The sequence below is a fragment of the Streptomyces sp. NPDC005195 genome, assembly GCF_040608315.1.
Classification (GTDB): domain Bacteria; phylum Actinomycetota; class Actinomycetes; order Streptomycetales; family Streptomycetaceae; genus Streptomyces; species Streptomyces kaempferi.
This window is the reverse complement of sequence record NZ_JBEXHZ010000006.1, coordinates 38,643-64,648: the sequence shown is the minus strand read 5'-3', so window position 1 is coordinate 64,648 and position 26,006 is coordinate 38,643. Positions and strand designations below refer to the sequence as shown.

Sequence of the window (26,006 nt, the reverse complement as noted above, 5' to 3'; positions counted from 1 at the left end):
AGTCCTGAGCGGACGCTCGGAGGCGTGAGCGGTGCGCGGAGGGCGTGCACCGGGTTTGGCAAGTGGGGCACCGGGCGGCGAAAGTGGCCCGGTGACCTCTGCCGCCGACCTCCGTCGACACCCGCGCCGTCCCTCCTGGGCGGGCCGGAACTACACCTTGCTGACCGCCGCCGCGGTCGTCACCAACCTGGGCAGCCAGGGCGCGCTCATCGCCGCGGCGTTCGCGGTGCTCGAAACGGGCGGCGACGGGGGCGACGTCGGCCTGGTGGCGGCGGCGCGGACACTGCCGCTGGTCCTCTTCCTGCTGATCGGCGGCGCGGTCGCGGACCGGCTGCCGCGCCATCGGGTGATGGTCGCGGCCAACGCCCTCAACTGCGTCTCGCAGGCGGCGTTCGCGCTCCTGGTCCTGTCCGGCGAACCGCGGCTGTGGCAGATGCTGCTGCTGTCCGCGCTCGGCGGCACCGGTCAGGCGTTCTTCAGCCCGGCCGCCGAGGGCATGCTGATGTCCTCGGTCGAAGGTGAGCAGGCGAGTCGCGCCTTCGCCATGTTCCGGATGGCGATGCAGGGCGCGGGACTCGGCGGGGCGGCGCTCGGCGGGGCGATGGTGGCGGTGATCGGGCCCGGCTGGGTGCTCGCGGTGGACGCGGTGGCGTTCGCCGTCGCCGGGGCGCTGCGCTCGTTCCTCGACGTGAGCCACATACCGCCGCGCCGGCCCGGCGGCGGGCTGCTCTCCGATCTCCGCGAGGGCTGGCGGGAGTTCGTCGGACGGCCCTGGCTGTGGACCGTCGTCGCCCAGTTCTCCGTAGTGGTCGCGGTCGTGGGCGCCGCCGACGCGGTGTACGGCCCGCTGGTCGCCCGGGACAGCCTCGGCGGCCCCGGGCCCTGGGGTCTGGCCCTCGGCGCGTTCGGTGCGGGCACGGTCGGCGGCGCGCTGCTGATGACCCGCTGGAAGCCACGCCGGCTGCTGCTCGCGGGCACCCTCTGTGTCTTCCCGCTCGCCGCGCCGGCCGCCGCGCTCGCGGTGCCGGTGGCGGTGGTGCCGCTGTGCGCCGTGATGTTCGTCAGCGGGGCGGCGATAGAGGTCTTCGGCGTCTCGTGGATGACCGCGCTGCACCAGGAGATCCCCGAGGACAAACTCTCCCGCGTCTCGGCGTACGACTGGTTCGGCTCGATCGCGATGGTCCCGCTGGCCACGGCCCTGGCGGGCCCGGCGGAGCAGGCCTTCGGCCGGACGGCCGCCCTGTGGAGCTGTTCGGTACTGGTCGTCGTCGTCACGGCGGCGGTGCTGTTCGTACCGGACGTGCGGAATCTGACCCGGCGGACCAGGCCGGTGGCGCAGGGATCGCCGCCGTTGGACGCCGGGCGGGTGTCAGCCGATGCCGAAGGCTCCGCCGGGCGGGTGTCAGCCGATGCCGAAGGCTCCGCCGGGCGGCTCGGGTGAGGGGACCGCGTCCTCGTCGCGGACGGGTGCGGCACCGCCGATGAACCTGCGCAGCGCGGGGCCGTGTTCCACCCGGGCCGGGAACGCGTCCGCGGCGGTACGGCGGGCGAGGGCGGCCGTGTCGAGCGGATGGTGGGAAGCCACCAGCACCGCGTTGCCAAAACGCCGTCCGCGCAGCACGCCAGGCTCGGCGATCACCGCCAGTTCCTCGAACACCGTGGAGAACGTGGCAAGTTGGGACCGCAGGAAGGCGAAGGGGGCGGAGTCGGCGAGGTTGGCCAGGTAGACGCCGCCGTCGCGCAGGACCCGCCCGGCGGCACGCGCGTACGCCGTGGACGTCAGGTGCGCGGGGACACGCGAGCCGCCGAAGACATCCGCGATCACGAGGTCGGCGGAGGCGGGCGCCGCGGATTCGAGCCACTCCCGGGCGTCCGCGCCGTGCACGGTGATACCGGCGTCGTCGGCCACGGGCAGGTGCTCGCCGATCAGGGCCAGCAGACCGCGGTCGGCCTCGACCACGTCCTGACGTGCGCCCGGCCGGGTCGCGGCCACATAGCGGGGCAGTGTCAGCGCGCCCCCGCCGAGATGCAGCACGTCCGGCCTCTGTCCCGGCGCGACGACCGTGTCCAGCACGTGCCCCAGTCGTCGCGCGTACTCGAACTCCAGGTGCGTGGGCTCGTCCAGGTCGACGTACGACTGCGGTGCCCCGTCGACCGTCAACAGCCAGGCCCGCTTCCGGTCGACGTCCGGCATCAGCTTGGCGGTCCCGTGATCCACGGCCCGCATCACGGGTATCGGCTCGTCCACGCGTCCATTGTGCCGCCCCGGCCTCGCGTGGTGCGCCGGACGAACGGGTGCCCACTACTTTCGCAGCGGGCACCCGTGTCCCCCGTACCGCTCCCCGGCCGTCAGCCGACCGAGGTCACCGTGCCCGCGCCGACCGTCCGGCCGCCCTCACGGATGGCGAAACCCAGGCCGGGCTCCAGTGGCACCTCGCGTCCCAGCTCGACCGTCATCGTGACGGTGTCGCCGGGCCGGGCGACCGCCCGCTCGCCGAGGTCGACGTCGCCGACCACGTCCGCGGTGCGGATGTAGAACTGCGGCCGGTACCCGGTGGCGACGGGCGTCGTCCGCCCGCCCTCGCCCGACGACAGGACGTACACCCGCGCCGAGAAGCGGCGGCTGGGCACCACGCTGCCGGGCGCGGCGACGATGTGCCCGCGTCGTACGGCGTCCCGGGGCACCCCGCGCAGCAGCAGCGCCACGTTGTCCCCGGCCTGCGCCTCCGCCATGGGCCTGCCGAAGGTCTCCAGACCCGTGACCACCGTGTCGACGGCGGCGCCGAGCACGTCGACGCGGTCGCCGACCCGGATCGTGCCGCGCTCGACGGCGCCCGTGACGACGGTCCCGCGCCCGGTGATGGTGAGCACGTTCTCGACCGGCAGCAGGAACGGCGCGTCGATGTACCGCTCGGGCATCGGCACGTACGTGTCCACCGCGTCGAGCAGCGCGTCGATCGCCGCGGTCCAGCGGGGGTCCCCCTCCAGTGCCTTGAGACCGGACACCCGGACGACGGGGACGGACTCGCCTCCGTAGCCGTGCGCGGAGAGCAGGTCGCGGACCTCCAGCTCCACGAGGTCGGTGAGCTCCTCGTCCCCCGCGTCGGCCTTGTTCAGGGCTACGACGATGTGGTCGACGCCCACCTGCCGGGCGAGCAGCACGTGCTCGGCGGTCTGCGGCATGATCCCGTCGAGCGCGGAGACGACGAGGATCGCCCCGTCGAGCTGCGCCGCGCCGGTGACCATGTTCTTGACGTAGTCGGCGTGGCCCGGCATGTCGACATGCGCGTAGTGCCGGGTGTCGGTCTCGTACTCGACGTGCGCGATGTTGATGGTGATGCCGCGCGCGACCTCCTCCGGAGCGCGGTCGATGCGGTCGAAGGGCACGAACGTGCCGGAGCCGCGCTCGGCGAGAACCTTCGTGATGGCGGCGGTCAGGGTGGTCTTGCCGTGGTCGACATGACCCATGGTGCCGATGTTCAGGTGCGGCTTGGTGCGCACGTAAGCCGTCTTGGGCATGGCTGTACCTCGAAGCCTCTTGGGTGTCAGCGGAGCTGAGTGAGGGTCCCGGCGCTCATGGCCGGGACGGGGACCCCGAGGTTCCGCCGACCCTCCCCCTGCGGGGTCCGCCGGACAATCCGGGAAGGGTCAGCTTCGGGCGCCGTCGAGGGCTGCCACGGTGATCGGGACGGCAGCCTTCGGCGCATCCGCGACTGCGGATGCCGCGAAGACGAAGGCGTGCCGGAACATGAGGCGATCATCGCCGACATGTCCGGCCACGTCGAATGGTTTTCCGCGCCACCGGATCCCGCGACGGCACGCGGCACTGCCGGTGCGTCAGGGGCGCGCGCCTCAGGGGCCGGTGCGGCGGTGAGGGGCCACCGGCGGGCATCCGGAGGAGAGTTGTCTCACACGGCGGCACGGCCGGTCGACGGCGCCGCGCGGGAACCGGTGCTTCGGCCGGCGGCCGGCCGCACGGGGCCGCGGTGGAGCCGCCCGCGTCCGCCGGGGCCGTGGTTCAGGGAAGGACGGTGCGGTACGGCGCGTGGCCATCGGGCGTGGTCAGACCCGGGAGGGATTTGATGTCGTTCCTGTACGGTCCCTTGGCCGCGGCCTGTCGCGGATCGGCCGCCGCGACGCCGGTGACGGTGAGCCGTGCCGCCCCCGTGTCCTCGAGGGCGCCGCCCGGCATCTCGAACCGGGTTGCCGGCGTTCCGGAAGCTGTGACGCCCATGAGACGAACCATACGGCGATCACACACACGGGTCGGTTAGTGTCGCCGAATGCTCGATGCCACCACCCGCTCTGGGGGCACCGCCACGGCCGTCCCCGCGGCCCCCGCCACGGAGCTCTCCCTCGCCTCGGAGCTCGCCGTCTCCACTCCCACGGGCCTCGCCGCCCGGTGCACGAGAGTGGTGCTCTCGCCCTGGTCCCGGCTCTCCCTGTTGCTGGCGCTGCTCGCGGCGTCCGCGGCGGGCGTGCTGCTCTTCGAACCGCAGCGACTGCTCTCGGACGGCTGGCCACCGCAGCTCAGCGGTGCCGCGGCCGCCGTGGTCTTCGGGCTGGCGTACGGGCTGTGCACGGTGGCGTTCGTGCCCCGGCCGCTGCTCAACCTCGCCGCCGGCGCCCTGTTCGGCTCCCAGCTCGGTCTCACCACGGCGCTCGCGGGTACGGTGCTCGGCGCCGGGATCGCCTTCGGGCTCGGCCGGATCCTCGGGCAGGACGCGCTGCGCCCGCTGCTGCGCGCCCGCTGGCTGAAGGCGGCCGACGGGCAGCTCAGCCGGCACGGCTTCCGCACGATGATGATGGCCCGCCTGTTCCCCGGAGTGCCCTTCTGGGCGGCGAACTACTGCGCTGCCGTGTCCCGTATGGGCTGGCTGCCGTTCCTCCTGGCCACGGCCCTGGGGTCGGTCCCGAACACCGCCGCGTACGCCGTCGCCGGCGCCCGGGCCTCGGCACCGACCTCGCCCGCCTTCCTGATCGCGATGGGCTTCATCGCGCTGCCCGCGCTGGCCGGCGCCGTCGTGGCCTGGCGCAAGCGTCACCACCTGCGCGGACACTGACACCACGGTCCCGGGACGTCCGCGGACGCCACCGACCGCCCCCGGATCGGGAACCCGCACGGAACCGGCACGGACACCGCCGACCGCCCCGGGATCCGGAACCCGCACGGACACCGCCGACGGTCCCGGATCCCGCGACCTGTACGAGCCGAGCCGGCCCGTACCTGCTACGCCGTCCGCTCCGCGCTACATCGCCTCCAGCACCATCGCGTTGGCGAGGCCGCCCGCCTCGCACATCGTCTGCAGTCCGTAGCGGGCGCCGCGGGCGCGCAGGGCGTGCACGAGGGTGGTCGTCAGCCGGGTGCCGCTCGCGCCCAGCGGGTGCCCGAGCGCGATCGCCCCGCCGTGCACGTTGACCCGGGAGAGGTCGGCGCCCGTCTCCTGCTGCCAGGCCAGGACGACGCTCGCGAAGGCCTCGTTGACCTCGAAGAGGTCGATGTCACCGAGTGAGAGTCCGGCCCTGCGGAGCACCTTCTCGGTCGCCGGAATGACGCCCGTGAGCATCAGCAGGGGGTCGGATCCGGTGACGGCGAAGCTGTGCAGGCGCGCCAGCGGGCGCAGACCGAGGCGGGCGGCGGTGTCGCTCGACATGATGAGCACGGCCGACGCGCCGTCGTTGATGGGGCTCGCGTTGCCCGCCGTGACGGACCAGTCGATCTGGGGGAAGCGCTCGGCGATGGCCGGGTGGTAGTAGGCGGGCTTGAGCCCGGCGAGTGTCTCCGTGGTGCTGGCGGGGCGGACGCTCTCGTCGCGGGTCACACCCTGAACGGGTACGACCTCCGCGTCGAAGAGGCCGTTGTCCCAGGCCGCGGCCGCCTTCTGGTGCGAACCCGCCGCGTACGTGTCCAACTGCTCGCGCGACAGGCCCCACTTCGCGTTGATCAGTTCGGCACTGATGCCCTGCGGCACCAGGCCCTCGGGGTAGCGCTCGGCGATCCCGGGGCCGAAGGGGCCTTCGGTACCGCGGACGTTCGACCCCATCGGTACGCGGCTCATGGATTCCACCCCGCAGGCCACCGCGATGTCGTACGCCCCCGACAGGACGCCCTGCGCCGCGAAGTGCACGGCCTGCTGGGAGGAGCCGCACTGCCGGTCCACGGTGGTCGCGGGCACCGTCTCCGGGAAGCCGGCCGAGAGCACCGCGTACCGGGTGAGGTTCGCGGCCTGCTCCCCGACCTGGGTGACGGTGCCGCCGATGACGTCGTCGATCAGCGCCGGGTCGATCCCGGAGCGCTCGACGAGGGTCCGAAGCGTGTGGGCGAGGAGCTCCACCGGGTGGACATGGGCGAGAGAGCCGTTCGGCTTGCCCCTGCCGACGGGCGTGCGGACGGCTTCGACGATCACGGCATCTCGCATGTCTGCTCTCCAACGTCAGGGAGTTTGCTTTCCAAACTCGCTAAGTGACTCAAGAGTAACCGAGTTAGTTGGACATTCCAACCCACCCGTTAGACTGAGGGCATGAAGGACGCCCGCCCCTGCTCGATCGCCGAGACCCTGGCCCTCGTCGGCGAGAAGTACTCCCTGCTGGTCATGCGGGAGGTGATGCTCGGTGCCACCCGCTTCGACCAGCTCGCCCGCAACATCGGCGCACCGCGCGATGTGCTCACCGCACGCCTGAAGCGACTCGTCGACATCGGCGTGCTGGAGAAGGCCGAGTACAGCGACCGCCCGAAGCGCTACGAGTACCGGCCCACGCGGGCCGGGCTGGAGCTGCAACCGGTGCTGCTGACGCTGATGGCGTGGGGCGACCGTCATCTCCAGGAGGACGGTTTCCGCCCGATGGTGATGGAGCACACCTGCGGCCATGAGCTGGTCCCGCAGGTGGTCTGCCGGGAGTGCGGCCAGGAGATCGAGCAGGGCGACCTGACGGCCCACCCGCAGTCCCCGGGCTGGACGGTGACGGGACCCTCGGGGGCGTAGACACAGGACCCCTCGGCGCCGTGGACACGGGACCCTCCCACGTTCGTACGATCAATCGAACAGTTCCTCTAGCGCAGGCAAACCCCCGTGACAGGACCGGTCCGTGCGGGGCGCTACGCTGCCTTCAACACCCGTGATCACAGGCACCGCGAACCGCGACACGGCGTGTCCCCCGGCCCGTCCTCGATCAGCGCTTGGACCACCTCACTTCATGTCTTGGTTTGAATCCCTCATCCTCGGACTCGTCCAGGGGCTGACCGAGTTCCTCCCTGTCTCCTCCAGCGCGCATCTGCGCCTGACCGCGGCGTTCTCCGGCTGGCACGACCCCGGAGCGGCCTTCACCGCGATCACGCAGCTCGGCACGGAGGCCGCGGTGCTGATCTACTTCCGCAAGGACGTGGGCCGGATTCTCGCGGCGTGGTTCCGCTCGCTCACGAGCAAGGCGATGCGCCAGAACCACGACGCCCAGATGGGCTGGCTCGTCATCGTCGGCTCCATACCGATCGGCGTGCTCGGTGTGACCCTCAAGGACCAGATCGAGGGTCCGTTCCGCGACCTGCGGGTCACCGCGACCATGCTGATCGTGGTGGGCGTGGTCATCGGTGTCGCGGACCGGCTCGCGGCGCGCGACGAGTCGGGCGGCAAGCACCGGGCCCCCAAGCAGCGCAAGACCATCGAGAACCTCAACACCAAGGACGGCCTCCTCTTCGGCCTCTGCCAGGCGATGGCCTTGGTCCCCGGCGTCTCCCGCTCCGGGGCGACCATCAGCGGCGGCCTCTTCATGGGCTACACCCGCGAGGCGGCGGCCCGTTACTCCTTCCTCCTCGCCATGCCGGCCGTGCTCGCCTCGGGAACCTTCGAGGTGAAGGACGCCACGGAGAGCGGTCACGTCTCCTGGGGGCCGACCATCTTCGCGACGGTCATCGCGTTCGTGGTCGGGTACGCCGTGATCGCGTGGTTCATGAAGTTCATCTCCCACAAGAGCTTCATGCCGTTCGTCTGGTACCGGATCGCGCTCGGCGTCGTCATCATCGCCCTGGTCGGCGCCGACGTCCTCAGCCCTCACGCGGCGGAGTCCGCGGGCTGAGGCGGTCGTCGCGTCGGTGCTTCCGAGTCTGACGGACGCACAGATGTGAAGGCCGCGCCGGTCGAGCCCGGGAAGCTCCCGCACCCGCGGTGACGTGCGCCGAAGCAGCCCGGCCGGACTCGCTCGCCCGGCCGTGAACGGTCACAACTGCGTCACCGCCCCCGCAGGACACTCACGCTTCCTTCACATCTCCCGTTACGGTCGCTCCACCACGAACCGTCCTTGGGGGGACCATGCCGTACAACCAGCCTCCGCCGCCGCCCGGATACGGGCCGCCGTCGCCGTTCACGCCCGCCCCGCAGCCGCCCAGACCGAAATGGGCCCGCAAGCGGTACATGCTGCCCGCCGTCGGCCTCGCCTTCGTCCTCGGCACCACCGTCGGCGGGGGCGGTCAGGACGGCAGTACCACGAAGGCCGCAGCCGACAAGGTGCGGCCGGCCGCCACCGTCACCGCGACAGCCACGGCGACGGAGACCGCGACACCGCGACCCGCGCCCACGGTGACCGCCACGAAGACGGTCAAGGTGAAGGTGACCGTCACCGCGAAAGCCGCCTCCGGCAGCGGCTCCGGCAGCGGTTCGTCCGGCGGATCGTCCGGGAGCGGCGGCTCAGGTTCCTCCGGCGGCTCCGGTGTTGCCGGGAACGGCGCCACCGCTCGCTGCAATGACGGCACCTACTCCTTCGCCGCGCACCATCAGGGCGCCTGCTCGCACCATGGCGGCGTGGCCGTCTTCTACAAGTAGGCCAGGCCGCGCGGGCATCCATCCATCAGGAACGTGCTGCCGGACCCGCGAGTGCCCGCCCCGACTCGGGGCGGGCGCGAGGCTCGACGTCGGCCGGCCGGACCGGCGCCACGGCGGCCGGTCGGACAGCACCCCCTCGATGCCGCACCGCCGCGGCCGCCCGGCCATCCACCGACAACGCCTCGGGCGCCCCGGTCTCCCACGAGCGGGCGAGCGTGGCCCGTCAGCGGTCCGGCACGGTCGGGAAACCCCTGCCGGCGAGCGCGCCGGGCCCCTCACGATCCGCGCCCTCCGGCCGGGCGGGTCCGTCGGGGCCGTTCAGGAGCAAGATCGGCCCGGTTCCCGCCCCAGCCCCCGCGGCAGCGCGCCGCAGGCCGTGACGAACCGCATACGGCGCGCGTAGCCGACCGGTAGCGCAGTGTCAGCCCGTACCCCTAGGCTGGTACGCATGTCCCCCGACTTCACGTTCTCTGGTTCCGTGCGGTCCGCTGCCGCGTTAAACGAACAGATCCGCGCCCTGTGGATGCGCTCGGGCGGCTCCCTGTCCGCCCAGGAGCGTGCGGAGTACGAGCTGCTGGTCGTGAAATGGGCGGAAGCGATCCGCGGAGAGGTCGTCGAGGCGGCCTGACCCGCTCCACTCCGCAGGACTTCGTGCTGATAGGCGCGCACTGTCCGCCGGAGCAGCCGAGCGGCACGCGCGCGGTGACCGCCCGCCCGGCCTGGCGGCGCACGTCAGGGTCCCGCTCCGCCCGGGCAAGCAGGCGCCGCATCCCGTCCGGGACGGCCTCCCGGGCCACTGGAAGACGGTCCGCCGCTCCCGTACCTCGTTCCGTGCACTGTCCGCACGCCCGGTAGGACAGCCCCTCGCCCGGACATCCGGACATCCGTCGGACGCCTTCCGGACACCGCATCGTTGTGCTTCGCTCCGCTGCGGAGATCCCCGCTGCCGCGAGTACGGCGAAGAAGCCCACGATCCACGGCCGGATCATCAGTCCTGGTACACCGACCTCTTGTACGCAAGAATCTTCATGGCCTCATCCTTCTTCTTTCCCCCCTCGAACTGACTCATATGGGCCACCATCGCGGCCTGGTCCTGAACCTTGAGCAGATACTCGGCCATTTCCTCTTTCTTGACCGCTTCACGGAACTCGTTCTCGGTCAGCGGGGCCACGCCTTCCTCCAACGAGTCCTTTCGCTCGATCCCGACGATGTCGTAGGGTGCGCCCTGCTTCGCGATCCAGCCGTGCTCGGAGCCGGTGGCGCCCTTCGCCAGATACTTTCTCCTGATCCGGATGGTGAGCACGTATCCGAACCGGGCCTCCGACGCGAATTTGCCGGCTATCTCAGCATCCGTGGAAAACTCGATCAGGCTCGCGGTCTCCTCGTTACGGTGCTGGCTCACGTATCCTTCGACGTGCTCACGCTCGGGCTTCGTAGCGTGCTCGTCAGGCTTTCGGACCATCTTCGGGAGGCTGACGAAAGAGCCGCGAATCACCTCCTTCTGGAGATGTTTCCGCTGCGTGGGCGTCACACCGCGCTTCAGGAAAACTTCCTGTTCGCTGTCTTCGGGCAGCGCCGCGATGTGGTCCTCGGCGCTGAGTCCCAGAGGCTGATCCTGCAGAGCGATCCGCCTCCCGCCCTCGGACCCTTCCGACTGTTCCCCCGCTTCCATCATCCGCTGGACGGGTTCGCGCATCCGCTGGACAGGTTCGCGTGAGCCGTTCGCCGCTTGGCGCGGGGCGGTGACGGAGGGGGCGGTCGTCTCACCCGCGGCGAAGGCGTTGCCGTCCTTCTCCGCCGCTCGTTCGGAGTCCTGCCTCGGGTCGGTGACGGTGACTCCCGCGCCGTTGCCGTGGCCCGTCTCGGGCAGGCCTCTGAGGTTCTTGTCGACGTGGCTGAGCTCGTGGCCGATCAGCTTCTCGTCGCCTGCGGTCCCGGCCGAGAGAAAAATGTGGTTACCGACGGTCATGGCCTGGGCCCCCAGCGCCGCCGTGGCACGTTGGGCCACCGCGCCACGGTGGACACGGGTGGAGGAGAGCCCCTCGTTCTGGTAGAACGCCCCGGCCTTCGCCACCACCGACGAAGGCAACGACTCGCTCGACGAGTTCATGGCGGCGGCCAGCAGGGCGCCCTGCCCTTCCGGGCTGGTGTCCCGCACCCCGCCGCGGACGTGTCCGTCCTCCTCCTCGGCGCGCGCGACGGTGGCGCCGTCCGGGGAACGCTGTACCGGAGGTTCCTGCGACTGGTGTCCGCATCCAAGACCGTGCTGATGCCGGCCCTGCGCTTCCGGGTGCCCGGCCCGCCGCAGCATCTCGGCAACGGCCCTGTTCCCGGTATGACTCTGCAGAGCGAGCATCCGCTGCACGGCCGTTCCGGCGGATGGGGGACTCACTCGCGGGCGCCGAGGCTCCGGCCCTTTCCCCGCCGCGGTGCTCTCGTCGCGGGCCAGTCCCATACGTCTTCCTCCGGCATCACAGACGACCAAGCCCAACAGCCTCGCACGGAAGACGGCCACGTTCCCAGGGCCGCAGGGGCAGAGTTGCCGCCCCAAGGGACGGGCTGACGCCCGAACACTTCCGGACAGGCACCCGCCAAAGCCCGCCCGCGATCCCGTACCGCCGCGAGCCCGTCCGCGGCTCACCGCCCCCCGGACACCCGTAGCACCGCGCCCGTGGCGTACGAGGCGTCGGGCGACATCAACCACGAGACGGCGGCGGCGACTTCCTCCGCCCGGCCGACCCGGCGCAGCGGAATCGAGGGGGCGGCGCGCTCGGCGCGGCCCGGGTCGCCCATGGCGGCGTGCATCTCAGTGTCGATCATGCCGGGCGCGACCGCGTTGACCCGGATGCCGTCCGGGCCGAGTTCCTTGGCGAGGCCCACCGTCAGGGCGTCGACGGCGGCCTTCGTGGCCGCGTAGTGGACGAACTCCCCGGGGCTGCCCAGCGTCGCCGCCGCCGAGGACACGTTCACGATGACGCCGCTCCCCCGGGCCGCCATGGTCCGGGCGGCCCGCCGTGAACACAGCAGCGTGCCCAACAGGTTGACGTCCACCACGCGCCGCAGGTCGGCGGGGTCGGTGTCCGCGAGCCGCCCGAGCGGACCGGTCACACCGGCGTTGTTCACCAGCCCGCCGACGGCCCCGAGACGGTCCTCCGCCGTGTCGAAGAGGCGCTCCACGTCGTCCGCGTCGGAGGTGTCCACCCGGACCGTCACACAGCGCGACCCCGCCGCGCGGACGGCCGTCGCGGTCGACTCCGCCGCCGTGCCGTCACGCACGTAGCCGACCACCACATCGTGTCCGTCCGCCGCCAGGCGGGCACAGATCGCGGCGCCGATCCCCCGGCTGCCACCCGTGACCACAGTGACCGGGCGTGTCATGCGTGCCTCCCTCCGGCGGGGCGGCTCCCGCTCCGCGCTCGCCCTCGATCATGACTCCTGCCTTCGTATCCCTTCGCGACCCCGGCCGTACACCCACTGGATGATCAAAACAACGCACGGGTTACCATATGAGCGCCGCCTAGCTCGAAAGATAGACCTGTGACTGTCAATGACGACGCGTTCACCAACTGGAAGACCCGCGAGGAGATCGCGGAGTCGATGATCCCGATCATCGGGAAGCTGCACCGGGAGCGGGACGTCACGGTCCTCCTCCACAGCCGCTCCTTGGTGAACAAGTCGGTGGTCAGCCTCCTCAAGACCCACCGGTTCGCCCGGCAGATCGCCGGCGCGGAACTCTCCGTCACCGAGACGCTGCCGTTCCTCCAGGCGCTGACCACGCTCGACCTCGGGCCCTCCCAGATCGACCTCGGGATGCTCGCCGCGACGTACCGGAGCGACGACCTCGGGCTCTCCGTACAGGAGTTCACCGCCAGGGCCGTCGCCGGCGCCACGGGCGCGGGCAAGATCGAGCGCCGCGAGCCGAGGGACGTCGTCCTCTACGGTTTCGGCCGCATCGGCAGGCTCGTCGCCCGCCTGCTGATCGAGAAGGCCGGCTCGGGCAACGGCCTGCGGCTGCGCGCCGTCGTCGTGCGCCAGGGCGGGGAACAGGACATCGTCAAGCGCGCCTCGCTGCTGCGCCGTGACTCCATCCACGGCCAGTTCCAGGGCACGATCACCGTCGACGAGGCGAACAGCACGATCATCGCCAACGGCAACGAGATCAAGGTGATCTACGCCGGCGACCCGAGCGAGGTCGACTACACGGCGTACGGCATCAAGGACGCCATCCTCATCGACAACACCGGCAAGTGGCGTGACCGCGAAGGCCTGTCGAAGCACCTGCGCCCCGGGATCGACAAGGTGGTGCTCACCGCGCCCGGCAAGGGCGACGTCCCCAACATCGTGCACGGCGTCAACCACGACACGATCAAGCCGGACGAGCGGATCCTGTCCTGCGCCTCCTGCACCACCAACGCGATCGTCCCGCCGCTGAAGGCGATGGCCGACGAGTACGGCGTCCTGCGCGGTCATGTGGAGACCGTCCACTCCTTCACCAACGACCAGAACCTGCTGGACAATTACCACAGCTCCGACCGCCGGGGCCGCTCCGCGCCGCTCAACATGGTCATCACCGAGACGGGGGCCGCCTCCGCCGTCGCCAAGGCACTGCCCGACCTCAAGGCCCCGATCACGGGCAGTTCGATCCGCGTCCCGGTGCCGGACGTCTCGATCGCCATCCTCAGCCTGCGGCTGGGGCGCGAGACCACCCGCGAGGAGGTCCTCGACCACCTCCGCGAGGTGTCGCTGACCTCGCCGCTCAAGCGTCAGATCGACTTCACCACCGCCCCCGACGCGGTGTCGAGCGACTTCATCGGCTCACGCCACGCCTCGATCGTCGACGCCGGCGCCACCAAGGTCGACGGGGACAACGCGATCCTCTACCTCTGGTACGACAACGAGTTCGGTTACTCCTGCCAGGTCATCCGGGTCGTCCAGCACGTCTCCGGGGTCGAGTACCCGACCTACCCGGTACCGGCCGTCTGATCCGGGGGCAGGGCCGGTCGCCGTACCCGGCGTCCCGGTCCCGCACCTCACCCGCGCCACGGGGCGGCCGCGTACGCACGCGGTCGCCCCCCGGCGCCTGTCCGGCCCCCGCGGGCCGGGGAGTTGGACGTCGGCCGGGGCCGGTGAACGCCCGTGACCGCCGGCGGCCGCTTTCTATACTGAGCGGATGATCACTGTGCCGCTCAGCGCGCTGGAAGTAGCCATGGTCCGGACGGGCGCTCCGGCCGTGGACACGTTACGCGACACCACCGAGTTCGCCCGGCGGCTCGAAGACCTCGGATACCGGCGGCTCTGGTACGCCGAGCACCATCACTCCCCTGCCATCGGAGCGTTCCCGCCCGTCGTCCTGACCGCCCACACGGCCGCGTCCACCTCGTCCATCCGTCTCGGATCCGGCGGCGTCCTCGCCCCGAACCACGCTCCGATCATGCTCGCGGAGCAGTTCGGCACGCTGGCCGCACTGCACGCGGGCCGGATCGACCTGGGCATCGGCCGCGGCCCGGGCACCTTCGACGAGGCCACGGCGCGGGCCCTGCGGCGCGGGGCGGGACCGACGACCGACGACGAGTACCGCGACGACGTGTCGGAGACCCTGCGGTTCCTGGTGGAGGAGGTCGCGCTCGACCCGCTCCCGGAGCCATGGCTGCTGTCCTCGAGCACGGCCGGTGCCACGCTCGCGGCGGAACTCGGGCTGCCGATCGCCTTCGCCCATCACATCCGTCCCGACAACACCCTCGCCGCGCTCCACCACTACCGGGAGCGCTTCTCCCCCTCCCGCTGGTGCGACCGCCCCCGCGTGCTGGTCTGCGTGGAGACGGTGTGCGCCGAGACGCGGGAGGAGGCCGCCCGGCTCGCGGGCCCGATGGACGTCGTCAAGGCCGGACTGCTCAAGGGGCGGGGCGACATCCCCTTCCCCACGCCCGAGCAGGCGGCCGCCCACTCCTTCAGCGCACAGGAGTCGCGGGCCCTGACGGCCTTCCGCGCCCACCAGGCACACGGCACACCCGACACCGTCGCGGCCCACCTGACGGACCTGGCGGACGCGACCGGCGCGGACGAACTCATGCTGGTGACACCCGTCTACGCGCTGACCGACCGTCTGAAGTCCTACGCACTCGTCCGACAGCACGTCATGACACCGGCGGAGGAGCTCCCGCGGTAGATCGCGGGACCCGCCGCGCACACCCACCGACCGGTCGACGAATGTCGCTGCACGCCCCTTGGCTGCGCAGGCCCCGTGGCCAACACTGAGCCGATGACGCAGCGTGTGGAGCTCGCGACCCTGATGGACCGGTTCGCCGTGGACGGGCTCGTCACCGAGTACGCGGTGGCGGTCGACGACGGCGACTGGGAGGCGTACCGACGGCTGTTCGCGCCGGACGGCCGCGCGGACTACCGCTCCGCCGGCGGTATCGAGGGGGACGCGGGCCAGGTCGCGGGGTGGCTCGCGCGGAGCATGGAGCTGTTCCCCATGCGCCAGCATCTGATCGTCAACCGGCGCCTGCGGTTCGGCGTACTGGACCAGGACCGGGGCGACACCGCACGCGTGCAGGCCGACTACATCAATCCGATGCGCTTCGCGGGCGACGACGGCGGATCCACCGCACCGGACTTCGTGTGCGGCGGCCGGTACGCCTTCGCACTGGTGCGTACGGACCTCGGCTGGCGCCTGCGCGAGGTGGTCGTCCAGGAGAAGTGGCGCCGCATGCCGCAGCCGCGTCAGGAACCCGCCGTCACCTGACCGGACGCCCCCTGTCGGAGATCGTCCCCGAAGCGCACACTGGAGGGACCACCTGGGAGGGAGGCGCCCATGACGAGGTTCGACCGCGGGCTCGCCTCTCCTTGGCGGCGTGCGATCGTCGCCGCGCTGGCGGGTTCGCTGCCGGTGTTCGCCTTCCCCGCCCCGTCGTGGTGGTGGTTCGCCTACGTCGCCCTCGTGCCCTGGATCCTGCTGGCCCGCGCCGCCCCGACGGGCAGACGCGCCGCGTACGACGGCTGGTTCGGCGGCCTGGGGTTCATGCTGGCCGTGCACCACTGGCTGCTGCCGAGCCTCAATGTCTTCACGGTCGTCATCGCGGGACTGCTCGGGACGCTGTGGGCGCCCTGGGGCTGGCTCGTACGGCGGTTCCTCGGCGGTGTGCCCTCGGCGGGGCAGGTCGGGGCCGCGCTCGTGGTGCTGCCGTCGGGCTGGCTGGGCGTCGAACTCGTCCGGTCCTGGCAGGGGTTGGGTGGACCGTGGGGTCTGCTCGGGTCGAGCCAGTGGCAGGTGACGCCCGCGCTGCGGCTCGCCTCGGTCGGCGGGGTGTGGCTGCTGAGCTTCCTGGTGGTGGCCGTCAACGTCGCGGTCGCGGTCCTGATGGCCGTGCGCCGGTCGCGCAGGCCCGTCGTCGCCACCGCCGTCACCGGACTCGTCGCCACCGCCGCCGTCACCTCGGCGGCCTGGGTGTGGTCCCCGCGCCCGGACACCGACGGTCAGGTGCGCGTCGCCGTCGTACAGCCCGGCGTGATGGGCGGCGGTGCCGGAGCCGGCGCGGAGAAGCGCTTCGCACGCGAGGAGGCGCTCACCCTCACGCTCGCCGGGCGCCACGTCGACCTCGTCGTCTGGGGCGAGAGCAGCGTCGGCGCCGACCTGGCCGACCGCCCCGACCTGGCGGACCGGATCACCGCGCTGTCCCGCGAGACCGGCGCCGACATCCTCGTGAACGTCGACGCGCGGCGCTCCGACCGGCCGGGGATATACAAGAGTTCGGTGCTGGTGGGACCGCACGGACCGACCGGCGCCCGCTACGACAAGATGCGTCTCGTCCCCTTCGGTGAGTACATACCGGCGCGTTCCCTCCTCGGCTGGGCGACCTCGGTCGGCAAGGCGGCGGGCGAGGACCGCAGGCGCGGCAGCGAGCAGGTGGTGATGGACGCCGGACACGGACTGCGGGTCGGACCGATGGTCTGCTTCGAGACGGCGTTCCCGGACATGAGCCGGCATCTCGCGCGGGACGGCGCCGAGGTGCTGCTCGCCCAGTCGTCGACCTCGTCGTTCCAGCACAGCTGGGCGCCCGAACAGCATGCCTCGCTGGCCGCGCTGCGGGCCGCCGAGACCGGCCGTCCGATGGTGCACGCGACCCTGACCGGTGTCTCCGCCGTCTACGGGCCGAGCGGCGAGCGGCTCGGCTCCTGGCTCGGCACGGACGCGAGCGAGGCGGCGGTGTACGAGGTGCCGCTGGCGCGGGGGGTCACCCCGTACGTCCGGTTCGGCGACTGGCCGGTACACGTGGCGCTGCTGGTCCTGGCGGCCCTGTGCGCCACCGAGGGCGTCCGCGCGCTCAGGCTGCGGCGGACCGCTCCTGGACCGCTCGCACCACCCGCTCGCACAGTTCATGAGTCGCCAGTGCGTCCCGGGCGCTGAGCACCTTGCCCGCGCGTACGGCGTCGAGGAAGCCGAGCACGCCCTGCTCGATGCCGCGCTGGCGGGCCACCGGCACCCAGTCGCCGCGCCGTCGCACGCTGGGCTGCCCCTTGTGGTCGATCACCTCGGCGAGGTTGAGCACCTGACGCTTGGTGTCCTGGCCGGAGACCTCGAGGATCTCCTCGGGCGAGCCGCTGAGCCGGTTCATCACACCGAGCGCCGTGAAGCCGTCGCCCGAGAGCTGGAGTACGACGTGGTGGAGCAGTCCGCCCTCGGCACGGGCCCGTACCGTCACGTCGTCGACCGGCCCCGGCACCAGGAACCGCAGTGTGTCCACGACGTGGATGAAGTCGTCGAGGATCATCGTGCGCGGCACCTCGGGCAGCCCTGTGCGGTTCTTCTGCATCAGGATCAGCTCACGGGGATGCTCCAGGCACTGCGTGTACCCGGGTGCGTGGCGCCGGTTGAAGCCGACGGCGAGGCTGACGTCGCGCTCCTCCGCGAGCCGGACGAGCTCCTCCGACGCGGAGAGTTCGTAGGCGAGCGGCTTGTCGACGAACGTCGGTACGCCCGCTTCCAGGAGCCGCGCGACGATCTCGGGGTGGGCCACGGTCGCCGCGTGCACGAAGGCCGCGTCGAGATCCTGGGCCAGCAGCTCCGTCAGGTCGGTGTGCCGCTGCCCCTGCGGCAGGTGCAGGCTGTCCGCGACCCGGGCGAGTGTCGCGGGCGTCCGGGTCTGCAGATGCAGCTCGACCCCCGGCTGAACCCCGAGCACCGGCAGATACGCCTTCCGCGCGATGTCGCCGAGTCCGATGCAGCCGACCTTCACGAGGTCTCCTTCGTTCGCCGATGCTGGCCTGGCCGGAAGCATACGGGCGTCACCGCTGCCCCCGTCCGGCGGTGCCCGACCCGTCGCCTGGTTCGGCGCGCGGCTCAGGACCGACTCGTTCGAGCCGTCCGAGCCGTCCCTGCTCGGTCCGGTGCGGCACAGGGCGGGGGACGGGTACGAGCGGGCAGCCGCGGGTCATCCCGCGTCCTCCGGCAGCCGCCGGAGGAGCGGAAGGATCACCCGTGCGGGGCATCCTGCGCTCGTCGGCTCCCCAAAGACGGCCGCACGCAGCAGAGTTGCCCGCGTGCATCGAACGACGACGACCGCGACGCTCCTGGTCACCGTGGCGGTCACCGCCCTCGCCGGCTGTGTGACCGTCCAACGGCCATCCGCTCCCGGCCCGCCGCCCGCTCCCGCCCCGCCGTCTCCGCGTCCGGACGGCACGGCCGGGGAGCGGGTCGTGCAGGCTCCGGCGCGGGAGGCGTTGGAACTCGTCGGGCCGTCACGGAAGCCTTCACCGGAACCTTCCCCCGCGGCCGCGCGGCCTCACCCCGCTCCGCCCGCACAGACCGCACCGCAGGCGCGCCCCCCACGTCACGCCCCCGACACACCGCGCCTCCAGCCGAAGCCGCACCGACCGGCGCACCACGCCGCCGCGCCGCCCCCGGCGACGAAGCCGCCGAAAGCCCAGGACGTGTGCGCCCTCGGCAGGAAGTACGGCGGCTGGAAGCCGGGCAGCCCCGAGGCGGTCATCTGCAAGGGGACATACGGGCGTTGACCCGTCCGGCGCCTCACACCCGGCCCCCGTTGTCCCGGACCGCCCGGACACACGCCCGTACGAGGACGCCTCATCGCCGTTCCTGCCCTCCGCCTCGGTGGCACACCCGCGTCCGATGCCAGGCGCTGATCCGGCGGGGGGTTCGGGACAGCTCTCAGGGCCGCTGTCGCGGCGGCCCCAACGTCTCCCCTCCCGGCCCGCCGAACCGGCCGGGGCCCTCCCCCGGGGTCCCCTCCGACGGTCCGTCCCCGTCGAGCCTCAGCTCCAGTCGGCCGATCGCCGCGCGTACCCCGTCTCCGTAACGGTCGTCACCGAGGAAACCGACCGCGCCGCGGGCCCGGCGCAGATGGGTGCGGGCCGCGTCGCAGCGGCCGAGTTTCACGTAGTCGGCCGCCAGGTTCAGGTGCAGCGACGGGTAGAACGCCCGTACCGCGAGCGACTGGTGGTTCTCCGCGACCCTGTCGTCCCCGAGTTCGTCGGCCGCCGACAGGGCGCGCAGGTCCCACGCCAGCTCGTCCGAGGGGTCGTCCTGGGTGTCCGCCATGTAGTGGGCCAGGGTGCAGCGGTGCAGCGGGTCACCGTCCTCGCCGATCTCCGACCACAGGTCCAGGAAACGGCCCCTGGCCTCCTCGCGATCGCCTCCGTGGTGCAGCATGACGGCCTGGCCGATCCGGGTCATCATGGCGTCCGGCGCCGTCTGCTCCTGCTGCTCCGCCACCGCGTCCTCCAGGCTCGTCACTGTCTCTTCCGACGCTAACCGCAGCCACTGCCAAACCGGCTCAGGCGCCCCCGTACGCCGCCGGACCGGGCCGGGGAGGACAGGACAGGGCCCCCGCCCGGCCCAGCCGTCCCCGCCCCCGGGTCAGCCGAGGTCCGGAATCCGCCAGTCGATCGGCTCGTGGCCCTGCCGTGCGACGGCCTCGTTGATCTGTGTGAACGGCCGGGAGCCGAAGAACTTCTTGGCGGAGAGCGGCGAGGGGTGCGCGCCCTTCACCACGATGTGCCGGTCCACGTCGATGAGCGGGAGCTTCTTCTGGGCGTAGTTCCCCCACAGCACGAAGACCGCCGGGTCGGGCCGGTCGGCCACGGAGCGGATCACCGCGTCGGTGAACCTCTCCCAGCCCTTGCCCTTGTGGGAGTTGGCCTCACCGGAGCGGACGGTCAGCACCGCGTTGAGCAGCAGGACGCCCTGCTCGGCCCACGGCATCAGATAGCCGTTGTCCGGGATCGGGGTGCCGAGCTCCTCCTTCATCTCCTTGTAGATGTTCCGCAGGGAGGGCGGGGTCCTCACGCCGGGGCGCACCGAGAAGCACAGGCCGTGCCCCTGGCCCTCGCCGTGGTACGGGTCCTGGCCGAGGACCAGCACCTTCACGCGCTCGTACGGTGTCGCGTCCAGCGCGGCGAAGACCTCTTCGCGCGGAGGGTAGACGGGACCCTTGGCTCGCTCCTCCTCGACGAACTCGGTGAGTTCCTTGAAGTAGGGCTGCTGCAGTTCCTCGCCCAGGACGCCGCGCCAGGACTCGGGCAGCATGGCGGTGTCGGTCACGTCAACTTCCTCCGATGTACGGTCACTTCCAGGCCTCAGAACCTACAGGCGACCACTGACACCCGACCCCGCACCCCTTGCCACCAGCGGATCCTCCCCCTGTCACCCGGCGGATCCCGTCCCGGCGTCCGCCGGTCCCGGTCCCCTCCGGCCACCGTCACCGCCTCCGCTTCCACCGCGTTCCCACCCCGCTACCGGCTGGTCCCGCGCCCAGGCCCGCACACCGTCTTGATCGGCGGCGACGATCCGCAGGACCGCCGAGAGCTGCTCGGCCACGGCTGCGCGGCGGTCCCCGAGATGCCCCGGGCGACCATGCGCCGCACCCTGGAACAGAGCCCCTACGGCGTCACCGAGCCTCTCCCCCGACGTGGCGGGGCGGATCCTCCCCGCCACGTCGGGGGAGGCGGCCCGGCTGACAGGCCGCGCCGCACAGCCGGTCCGTCCGCCGGACCGTCGTCGCCCGCGCCACCGGCGCCGTCCCCGGCCCGCCCGACGCCGAGGAGGCCCGCCCGACGCCGAGGAGCAACGAGGAGCAACGAGGAACCATGAACGCACACGGACCCGTCCATCGCGTGGCGATCGTCGGCACCGGCACCATCGGTGCGAGCTGGGCGACGCACTATCTCGCCCGGGGCTTCGACGTCACGGCGACCGACCCCGCCCCCGCCGCGGAGGAGGCCCTCAGGGCGTACGTGGCCGAAGCATGGGACGCGGCGGCCGCGCTCGGCGCCGAACCCGGAACCTCGCCCGACCGTCTGCGCTTCACCTCCGACATGCGAGAGGCCGTCGCGGACGCCGATTTCGTCCAGGAGAACGCGCCGGAGCGCCCGGAGCTGAAGGTCAGGCTGTTCGCCGACATCGACGACGCGACGCCGCCGGGCGCGATCATCGCGTCGAGTTCGTCGGGCATCACGATGAGCGTCATCCAGGCCGAGTGCCGCAATCCGCAGCGCACCCTCATCGGGCATCCCTTCAACCCCCCACACATCATCCCGCTCGTCGAAGTCGTCGGAGGAACGAAGACCGCCCCGGAGACCGTCCGGAACGCCATGGCCTTCTACACCGCGATCGGCAAGAAGCCGATCCATCTCAAGAAGGAGCTCCCCGGGCACGTCGCCAACCGCCTCCAGGCCGCTTTGTACCGCGAGGTCGTCCACCTGATCGATCAGGGGGTGCTGGACGTCTCTGACTCCGACGACGCGGTGTCCTGGGGTCCAGGACTCAGGTGGGGTGTCATGGGCCCCAACCTGCTGTGGCATCTCGGCGGAGGCGAGGGCGGCATCCAGCACTTCATGGACACCCTCATGCCGGGGATGGCCGGGATGTGGCACGAGCTGGGCGACCCGGAACTCACGCCCGAACTCAGGGAGAGGATCGTCGGCGGGGTCCTGGAGGAGGCGGACGGCCACTCCGTCGGCGAACTGGCCGCCCGGCGTGACGCGATGCTGCTCAGCCTGCTGGCCGTGCGGGGATCCGGCCCCCGCGACGACACCACCGGCCGGCCGGCATGAGACGGCGGCGGTCACCCCGAAGGCACCGGTCACCCCTGGGGCAGCGGGCCCTCGCCCGGGAGGAGGAACCGTGACGGAGCGCCGGCAGAGACTGTTCGTGCTCGAACTCAGCGGTGGCGGTCGCGTGTTCTCGGTGAACCCCGACGGCACCGACAGACGGGTCCTCGTCTCGGGATGCAGGTTCCCCGACGGTGTGGCCGTCGACGTCGGGGCAGGACACATCTACTGGACGAACATGGGTTCCCCGCCGCTCGACGACGGCTCGATCGAGCGTGTCGACCTGGACGGAGGCAACCGGACGACGATCGTTCCCGAGGGCGGCACGCACACGCCGAAGCAACTGCATCTCGACTCCGTCGGCCGCAAGTTGTACTGGGGTGACCGCGAAGGGATGCGCGTCATGCGCTGCGACCTCGACGGCGCGAACATCGAGACACTCGTCCGGACGGGGCTGACCGACAACGACCGCCGCGACGAGACCAGGTGGTGCGTCGGAGTCGCCGTGGATCCCGACGGCGGGCACCTGTACTGGTCGCAGAAGGGACCGAGCGACGCGGGACTGGGGAAGATCCTCCGGGCCGGGCTCGATCTGCCCGCCGGCGAATCCGCGGACGGCCGGAGCGACGTCGAGGTGCTGCTCCAGGGGCTCCCGGAGCCGATCGACCTGCAGTGGGACCCGACGGAGCGCACGCTGTACTGGACCGACCGCGGGGATCCGCCGCGAGGCAACTCCGTGAACCGCGCACCGGTGGATCCGCCCAGCGGGCAGCGGCAGCCCGAGATCCTGTGGACGCATCTGATGGAAGGCATCGGCATCGCTCTCGATCTGGACGACGGGCGCATGTTCGTCACCGATCTGGCCGGGACCGTCTACGCGGCCGATCTCGACGGGTCGAACCGCCGGGAGATCCTCATCGCGCAGGGCAACCTCACCGGCATCGCCCATGCCGTGGTTCCCGCCGAGGAGCCCTAGTACGTGTGGTGCCCGGCCGTGGACGGCCGGCGCCGCCACCGCGGTCCCGGGAGGTTCGCCACGAACATCCCGGGCCGTCGACGGTCGAGCGCCCGGCACGGGCGGTGAGACAACGGACGTCCGACATGAACACCGAACCCACCCAGGACCCGGGCGCGGCCCGGGTCCGTCAGCGTCCCCGGGCGCGCCCGGGGCGTCCGTCAGCCCACTCCGGCGTTCAGGAAGATACCGCCGTCGACCACCAGCGTCTGCCCGGTGATCCAGTCCGACTGTGCCGAGGTGAGGAACGCGGCGGCGCCTCCGATGTCGGAGGGCACGCCGAGCCGGCCGAGCGGGTAGGACGCGGCGGCCTCCGCCTCCCGACCCTCGTACAGGGCCTGCGCGAACTTGGTCTTGACGACGGCGGGCGCGATCGCGTTGACCCGCACCTTGGGCGCGAACTCGTGCGCCAGCTGCACGGTCAGGTTGATCATGGCGGCCTTGCTCATGCCGTACGCGCCGATGAACGGCGAGGGAGAGATGCCGGCGACGGACGCGATGTTGACGATCGCGCCGCCGTTCTCGCTCTGCCAGGCCTTCCAGGTCAGCTGGGCGAAGCCGAGCGCCGAGACGACGTTGGTCTCGAAGACCTTGCGCGCCACGTTGAGGTCCAGGTCGGCCATGGGGCCGAACACCGGGTTCGTGCCCGCGTTGTTGACCAGGTAGTCGACGCGTCCGAAGGCCTCCATGGTGCGCTCGACGGCGACGGCCTGGTGGGCCTCGTCGTGCGCCTTGCCCGCGACACCGATGACGCGGTCGGCACCGAGTGTCTCGACGGCCTCCTTGAGAGCGTCCTCATTGCGGCCGGTGATGCACACGCGGTCGCCGCGGGCGATGAGGGCCTCCGCGACGCCGTAGCCGATGCCGCGGCTCGCGCCGGTGACGAGGGCGACCTTGCCGGAGAGTTCGGGAAGTGCGGTCATGTCTGTGTCCCCGGCCTTAGTTGAGCGGTCCGCCGGCCACGTACAGCACCTGGCCGGAGACGAATCCGGCGGCCTCGCCGGTGAAGAAGGCGATGGCGTTGGCGATGTCGTCGGGGTTGCCGACGCGCTGCACGGGGATCTGGGTGGCGGCGGCGGCCTGGAAGTCCTCGAAGCCCATGCCGACGCGGGCGGCCGTGGCGGCGGTCATGTCGGTGGCGATGAAGCCCGGCGCGACGGCGTTCGCGGTGACGCCGAACTTGCCGAGTTCGATGGCGAGCGTCTTGGTCAGGCCCTGGAGACCGGCCTTGGCGGCGGAGTAGTTGGCCTGGCCGCGGTTGCCGAGAGCGGAGGAGGACGACAGGTTGACGATCCGGCCGAACTTCGCTTCCACCATATGCTTCTGACAGGCCTTCGACATCAGGAACGCACCGCGCAGGTGCACGTTCATGACGGTGTCCCAGTCGGACGCGGCCATCTTGAACAGCAGGTTGTCGCGGAGCACACCCGCGTTGTTCACCAGGATCGTCGGCGCACCGAGCTCCTCGGCGATCCGCGCGATCGCGGCCTCGACCTGGGCCTCGTCGGAGACGTCGCAGCCCACCGCGATGGCCTTGCCGCCGGCGGAGGTGATCTTCTCCACGGTGTCCTTGCACGCGACCTCGTCGAGGTCGATCACCGCGACGGCGCGGCCCTCCGCGGCCAGTCGTACGGCGGTCGCGGCACCGATGCCGCGCGCGGCACCGGTGACTACGGCGACGCGCTGCTCAGTGGTGGACATTGCTGGTTCTCCTCGCCCTTGAAAAGCCCTGCGGCCTGACATGCCCTGCGGCTCGCACGGTCGCCCGTCCGGTGAGCGACCGCTTAGTACCTTCAGCAGACGTGACGCTAGAAGCCCTGACACCCGGTGTCAACGGCACACGGCGCGGGTGTGATCCATTACCTGACCAGCAGCGCGAGCAACCGCTCCGTCTCCGCCTCCGGATCGGCGGTGAGCCCCGTGTGCACGGGACCGGGCTGCACCACCGTCGAGCGCGGCGCGATCAACCAGCGAAAGCGCCGACCCGCATCGTCCCCCGCGGCCTGACCTGCCGCTTTCCCGCCCGCGCAGACCCCTTCCACGGCGCGCAGCGCGGCCCGTACGCCCGCCACGTCGGCCTCCGGGTCCAGTATCCGCAGCTTCGTCTCGTCCAGATGGGTGCGCGCCGCCACGAAGGACTTGGCGCGGCAGTACACCAGTACGCCCGCGTTGAAGCACTCACCGCGTTCGACGCGCGGCACCACCCGCAGCAGCGCGTACTCGAAGACGTCCCGCTCGCTCACTCGTCCCCCTCGGTGACCCTGGTGTCCTTGGCTCCCTCTCCGCCACCGGGATCCTCGCCGCTCGCGCGGCCCGCCCGGGTTTCGGGGCCCTCGATGCCCCTGACCCGTTCGTGGATGACGGCGGCGCGGGTGAGGAGCGGCTCGGCGTAGGCGCGTCGCAGCGCCTCGGTGGAGTCGAAGCCCGGTTCGTTCGCCAGCCACTCCTCCGGGATCGCGGCGGTCACCTCCGCGAGCAGTTCCGCGGTCACCAGCGGCGCCAGCTCGGCCGCCGCCGAGGCGATGTCCGGGCCGAAGGGCGCGAGCGCGTGGTCGGAGGCGTCGTACGGCTTGGCGGCGGAGGCCTGGGCACCGGGCCAGTGGTGGTGCCAGATCATGGTGGCGCCGTGATCGATGAGCCACAGATCGCCGTGCCACATCAGCAGGTTGGGGTTGCGCCAGGAGCGGTCGACGTTGTTGACCAGCGCGTCGAACCAGACGACGCGCCCGGCTTCCCGCGCACTCACCTCGAAGGCGAGGGAGTCGAAGCCGACGGCGCGGGAGAGGAAGTCCATGCCGAGGTTCAACCCACCGCTCGACTTGAGCAGTTCCTGGACCTCCTGGTCGGGTTCGCCGAGCCCCAGGACCGGATCGAGGCCGATCGTCACCAGTCCGGGCACCCGCAGGCCCAGCCGACGGGCGAGCTCACCGCAGACGACCTCCGCGACGAGCGTCTTGCGCCCCTGCCCCGCACCGGTGAACTTCATGACATACGTCCCGAGATCGTCGGCCTCGACGAGCCCCGGCAGCGAGCCGCCCTCACGCAGCGGTGTGATGTAGCGGGTGGCGGCGACTTCTTTGAGCAATGTTCCCGGCTCCCTCGTTCTCTGG

Annotated in this window: 26 protein-coding genes; 13 read left to right on the top strand and 13 right to left on the bottom strand. The window is 71.6% G+C overall.

Annotated elements, in window-relative coordinates; genetic code table 11:
* Positions 1-91: 91 nt before the first annotated feature.
* A complete protein-coding gene (locus tag ABZV34_RS09575; RefSeq protein ID WP_356272964.1) occupies positions 92-1,441 on the top strand; it encodes an MFS transporter in 1,350 nt (449 codons plus the stop codon).
* On the opposite strand, the gene ABZV34_RS09570 is transcribed toward ABZV34_RS09575, so the two are convergent.
* The 3 genes from ABZV34_RS09570 to ABZV34_RS09560 all read right to left on the bottom strand — a co-directional run bounded on the left by ABZV34_RS09570 (position 1,403) and on the right by ABZV34_RS09560 (position 4,234).
* On the bottom strand, positions 1,403-2,248 hold the full coding sequence (locus ABZV34_RS09570) for a fused MFS/spermidine synthase (protein ID WP_356272962.1): 846 nt from the start codon (positions 2,246-2,248) through the stop codon (positions 1,403-1,405). The genes ABZV34_RS09575 and ABZV34_RS09570 overlap by 39 nt on opposite strands.
* Positions 2,249-2,349: 101 nt before the next feature.
* The gene (tuf, locus tag ABZV34_RS09565) at positions 2,350-3,519 is read right to left on the bottom strand and encodes an elongation factor Tu (protein WP_356272960.1); all 1,170 of its coding nucleotides are present in this window, start codon (positions 3,517-3,519) and stop codon (positions 2,350-2,352) included.
* Between the two features lie 499 nt (positions 3,520-4,018).
* Positions 4,019-4,234 (bottom strand): hypothetical protein, encoded by a 216-nt coding sequence (locus ABZV34_RS09560; protein ID WP_356272958.1) that lies wholly within the window; start codon positions 4,232-4,234, stop codon positions 4,019-4,021.
* Positions 4,235-4,283: 49 nt separating this feature from the next.
* On the opposite strand from ABZV34_RS09560, the gene ABZV34_RS09555 reads away from it, so the two are divergent.
* On the top strand, positions 4,284-5,063 hold the full coding sequence (locus ABZV34_RS09555; RefSeq protein ID WP_356272956.1) for a VTT domain-containing protein: 780 nt from the start codon (positions 4,284-4,286) through the stop codon (positions 5,061-5,063).
* Between the two features lie 186 nt (positions 5,064-5,249).
* On the opposite strand, the gene ABZV34_RS09550 is transcribed toward ABZV34_RS09555, so the two are convergent.
* Entirely contained in the window at positions 5,250-6,419 is a 1,170-nt protein-coding gene (locus tag ABZV34_RS09550; RefSeq protein WP_356272954.1) for a thiolase family protein, read from the bottom strand.
* A 102-nt stretch (positions 6,420-6,521) separates the two neighbouring features.
* Here ABZV34_RS09550 and ABZV34_RS09545 point away from each other — a divergent pair, with 102 nt between their 5' ends.
* From ABZV34_RS09545 to ABZV34_RS09530, 4 genes are all read left to right on the top strand, one after another.
* Entirely contained in the window at positions 6,522-6,983 is a 462-nt protein-coding gene (locus tag ABZV34_RS09545) for a helix-turn-helix domain-containing protein (protein ID WP_356272952.1), read from the top strand.
* A gap of 211 nt (positions 6,984-7,194) precedes the next feature.
* Complete coding sequence (locus tag ABZV34_RS09540) at positions 7,195-8,070, top strand: undecaprenyl-diphosphate phosphatase (protein ID WP_356272950.1); 876 nt, start codon at positions 7,195-7,197, stop codon at positions 8,068-8,070.
* Positions 8,071-8,303: 233 nt separating this feature from the next.
* Positions 8,304-8,813, top strand: a complete 510-nt coding sequence (locus tag ABZV34_RS09535; protein WP_356272948.1) for a DUF3761 domain-containing protein — start codon at positions 8,304-8,306, stop codon at positions 8,811-8,813.
* Between the two features lie 448 nt (positions 8,814-9,261).
* Positions 9,262-9,441 carry a hypothetical protein gene (locus ABZV34_RS09530; RefSeq protein ID WP_356272946.1) on the top strand — a complete coding sequence of 60 codons (180 nt, stop codon included), beginning with the start codon at positions 9,262-9,264 and terminating at the stop codon, positions 9,439-9,441.
* A gap of 360 nt (positions 9,442-9,801) precedes the next feature.
* Here the strand turns inward: ABZV34_RS09530 and ABZV34_RS09525 are convergent, their stop codons facing one another.
* Together ABZV34_RS09525 and ABZV34_RS09520 are read right to left on the bottom strand one after the other, a co-directional pair.
* The gene (locus ABZV34_RS09525; protein WP_356272944.1) at positions 9,802-11,268 is read right to left on the bottom strand and encodes a DUF4157 domain-containing protein; all 1,467 of its coding nucleotides are present in this window, start codon (positions 11,266-11,268) and stop codon (positions 9,802-9,804) included.
* A gap of 182 nt (positions 11,269-11,450) precedes the next feature.
* On the bottom strand, positions 11,451-12,191 hold the full coding sequence (locus ABZV34_RS09520) for a glucose 1-dehydrogenase (protein WP_356272942.1): 741 nt from the start codon (positions 12,189-12,191) through the stop codon (positions 11,451-11,453).
* A gap of 159 nt (positions 12,192-12,350) precedes the next feature.
* Here ABZV34_RS09520 and ABZV34_RS09515 point away from each other — a divergent pair, with 159 nt between their 5' ends.
* The 4 genes from ABZV34_RS09515 to lnt all read left to right on the top strand — a co-directional run bounded on the left by ABZV34_RS09515 (position 12,351) and on the right by lnt (position 17,220).
* Positions 12,351-13,796 carry a glyceraldehyde-3-phosphate dehydrogenase gene (locus tag ABZV34_RS09515; protein WP_356272940.1) on the top strand — a complete coding sequence of 482 codons (1,446 nt, stop codon included), beginning with the start codon at positions 12,351-12,353 and terminating at the stop codon, positions 13,794-13,796.
* A 187-nt stretch (positions 13,797-13,983) separates the two neighbouring features.
* Positions 13,984-14,979: an LLM class flavin-dependent oxidoreductase gene (locus ABZV34_RS09510; RefSeq protein WP_356272938.1), complete on the top strand. Its 996-nt coding sequence runs from the start codon at positions 13,984-13,986 to the stop codon at positions 14,977-14,979.
* A gap of 93 nt (positions 14,980-15,072) precedes the next feature.
* Complete coding sequence (locus tag ABZV34_RS09505) at positions 15,073-15,558, top strand: nuclear transport factor 2 family protein (RefSeq protein WP_356272936.1); 486 nt, start codon at positions 15,073-15,075, stop codon at positions 15,556-15,558.
* A 69-nt stretch (positions 15,559-15,627) separates the two neighbouring features.
* Positions 15,628-17,220 carry an apolipoprotein N-acyltransferase gene (lnt, locus tag ABZV34_RS09500; RefSeq protein WP_356272934.1) on the top strand — a complete coding sequence of 531 codons (1,593 nt, stop codon included), beginning with the start codon at positions 15,628-15,630 and terminating at the stop codon, positions 17,218-17,220.
* On the opposite strand, the gene ABZV34_RS09495 is transcribed toward lnt, so the two are convergent.
* On the bottom strand, positions 17,138-18,049 hold the full coding sequence (locus tag ABZV34_RS09495; protein ID WP_356272932.1) for a Gfo/Idh/MocA family oxidoreductase: 912 nt from the start codon (positions 18,047-18,049) through the stop codon (positions 17,138-17,140). The genes lnt and ABZV34_RS09495 overlap by 83 nt on opposite strands.
* Before the next feature lie 304 nt (positions 18,050-18,353).
* Between ABZV34_RS09495 and ABZV34_RS09490 the strand changes: the two genes are divergently transcribed.
* A complete protein-coding gene (locus ABZV34_RS09490) occupies positions 18,354-18,827 on the top strand; it encodes a hypothetical protein (protein WP_356272930.1) in 474 nt (157 codons plus the stop codon).
* Positions 18,828-18,981: 154 nt separating this feature from the next.
* Here ABZV34_RS09490 and ABZV34_RS09485 read toward each other — a convergent pair whose 3' ends face one another.
* Positions 18,982-19,545, bottom strand: coding sequence for a hypothetical protein (locus tag ABZV34_RS09485; protein ID WP_356273284.1), 564 nt, complete (start codon positions 19,543-19,545; stop codon positions 18,982-18,984).
* A 144-nt stretch (positions 19,546-19,689) separates the two neighbouring features.
* Positions 19,690-20,373, bottom strand: coding sequence for a uracil-DNA glycosylase (ung, locus tag ABZV34_RS09480; RefSeq protein WP_356272928.1), 684 nt, complete (start codon positions 20,371-20,373; stop codon positions 19,690-19,692).
* A gap of 545 nt (positions 20,374-20,918) precedes the next feature.
* Between ung and ABZV34_RS09475 the strand changes: the two genes are divergently transcribed.
* Positions 20,919-21,884 carry a 3-hydroxyacyl-CoA dehydrogenase NAD-binding domain-containing protein gene (locus ABZV34_RS09475; RefSeq protein ID WP_356272926.1) on the top strand — a complete coding sequence of 322 codons (966 nt, stop codon included), beginning with the start codon at positions 20,919-20,921 and terminating at the stop codon, positions 21,882-21,884.
* 70 nt (positions 21,885-21,954) lie between these two features.
* Positions 21,955-22,857 carry a 3-hydroxyacyl-CoA dehydrogenase gene (locus tag ABZV34_RS09470; protein ID WP_356272924.1) on the top strand — a complete coding sequence of 301 codons (903 nt, stop codon included), beginning with the start codon at positions 21,955-21,957 and terminating at the stop codon, positions 22,855-22,857.
* 200 nt (positions 22,858-23,057) lie between these two features.
* On the opposite strand, the gene ABZV34_RS09465 is transcribed toward ABZV34_RS09470, so the two are convergent.
* The 4 genes from ABZV34_RS09465 to ABZV34_RS09450 all read right to left on the bottom strand — a co-directional run bounded on the left by ABZV34_RS09465 (position 23,058) and on the right by ABZV34_RS09450 (position 25,981).
* Entirely contained in the window at positions 23,058-23,819 is a 762-nt protein-coding gene (locus tag ABZV34_RS09465; RefSeq protein ID WP_168527059.1) for an SDR family oxidoreductase, read from the bottom strand.
* A 16-nt stretch (positions 23,820-23,835) separates the two neighbouring features.
* Positions 23,836-24,597: a 3-oxoacyl-ACP reductase FabG gene (fabG, locus tag ABZV34_RS09460; protein WP_356272922.1), complete on the bottom strand. Its 762-nt coding sequence runs from the start codon at positions 24,595-24,597 to the stop codon at positions 23,836-23,838.
* A 158-nt stretch (positions 24,598-24,755) separates the two neighbouring features.
* Positions 24,756-25,139 (bottom strand): DUF3037 domain-containing protein, encoded by a 384-nt coding sequence (locus ABZV34_RS09455; RefSeq protein ID WP_356272920.1) that lies wholly within the window; start codon positions 25,137-25,139, stop codon positions 24,756-24,758.
* Positions 25,136-25,981, bottom strand: coding sequence for a HipA family kinase (locus ABZV34_RS09450; protein WP_356272918.1), 846 nt, complete (start codon positions 25,979-25,981; stop codon positions 25,136-25,138). Before ABZV34_RS09450 ends, ABZV34_RS09455 begins: the two co-directional genes overlap by 4 nt.
* Between the last annotated feature and the right edge of the window lie 25 nt (positions 25,982-26,006).

Excerpts from the sequence above, each read along its gene's own strand:
- tuf (WP_356272960.1), bottom strand. The coding sequence starts at position 3,519 with ATGCCCAAGACGGCTTACGTGCGCACCAAGCCGCACCTGAACATCGGC.
- ABZV34_RS09560 (WP_356272958.1), bottom strand. The coding sequence starts at position 4,234 with ATGGGCGTCACAGCTTCCGGAACGCCGGCAACCCGGTTCGAGATGCCG.
- ABZV34_RS09555 (WP_356272956.1), top strand. The coding sequence starts at position 4,284 with ATGCTCGATGCCACCACCCGCTCTGGGGGCACCGCCACGGCCGTCCCC.
- ABZV34_RS09550 (WP_356272954.1), bottom strand. The coding sequence starts at position 6,419 with ATGCGAGATGCCGTGATCGTCGAAGCCGTCCGCACGCCCGTCGGCAGG.
- ABZV34_RS09545 (WP_356272952.1), top strand. The coding sequence starts at position 6,522 with ATGAAGGACGCCCGCCCCTGCTCGATCGCCGAGACCCTGGCCCTCGTC.
- ABZV34_RS09540 (WP_356272950.1), top strand. The coding sequence starts at position 7,195 with ATGTCTTGGTTTGAATCCCTCATCCTCGGACTCGTCCAGGGGCTGACC.
- ABZV34_RS09535 (WP_356272948.1), top strand. The coding sequence starts at position 8,304 with ATGCCGTACAACCAGCCTCCGCCGCCGCCCGGATACGGGCCGCCGTCG.
- ABZV34_RS09530 (WP_356272946.1), top strand. The coding sequence starts at position 9,262 with ATGTCCCCCGACTTCACGTTCTCTGGTTCCGTGCGGTCCGCTGCCGCG.
- ABZV34_RS09525 (WP_356272944.1), bottom strand. The coding sequence starts at position 11,268 with ATGGGACTGGCCCGCGACGAGAGCACCGCGGCGGGGAAAGGGCCGGAG.
- ABZV34_RS09520 (WP_356272942.1), bottom strand. The coding sequence starts at position 12,191 with ATGACACGCCCGGTCACTGTGGTCACGGGTGGCAGCCGGGGGATCGGC.
- ABZV34_RS09510 (WP_356272938.1), top strand. The coding sequence starts at position 13,984 with ATGATCACTGTGCCGCTCAGCGCGCTGGAAGTAGCCATGGTCCGGACG.
- ABZV34_RS09505 (WP_356272936.1), top strand. The coding sequence starts at position 15,073 with ATGACGCAGCGTGTGGAGCTCGCGACCCTGATGGACCGGTTCGCCGTG.
- lnt (WP_356272934.1), top strand. The coding sequence starts at position 15,628 with ATGACGAGGTTCGACCGCGGGCTCGCCTCTCCTTGGCGGCGTGCGATC.
- ABZV34_RS09475 (WP_356272926.1), top strand. The coding sequence starts at position 20,919 with ATGAACGCACACGGACCCGTCCATCGCGTGGCGATCGTCGGCACCGGC.
- ABZV34_RS09465 (WP_168527059.1), bottom strand. The coding sequence starts at position 23,819 with ATGACCGCACTTCCCGAACTCTCCGGCAAGGTCGCCCTCGTCACCGGC.
- fabG (WP_356272922.1), bottom strand. The coding sequence starts at position 24,597 with ATGTCCACCACTGAGCAGCGCGTCGCCGTAGTCACCGGTGCCGCGCGC.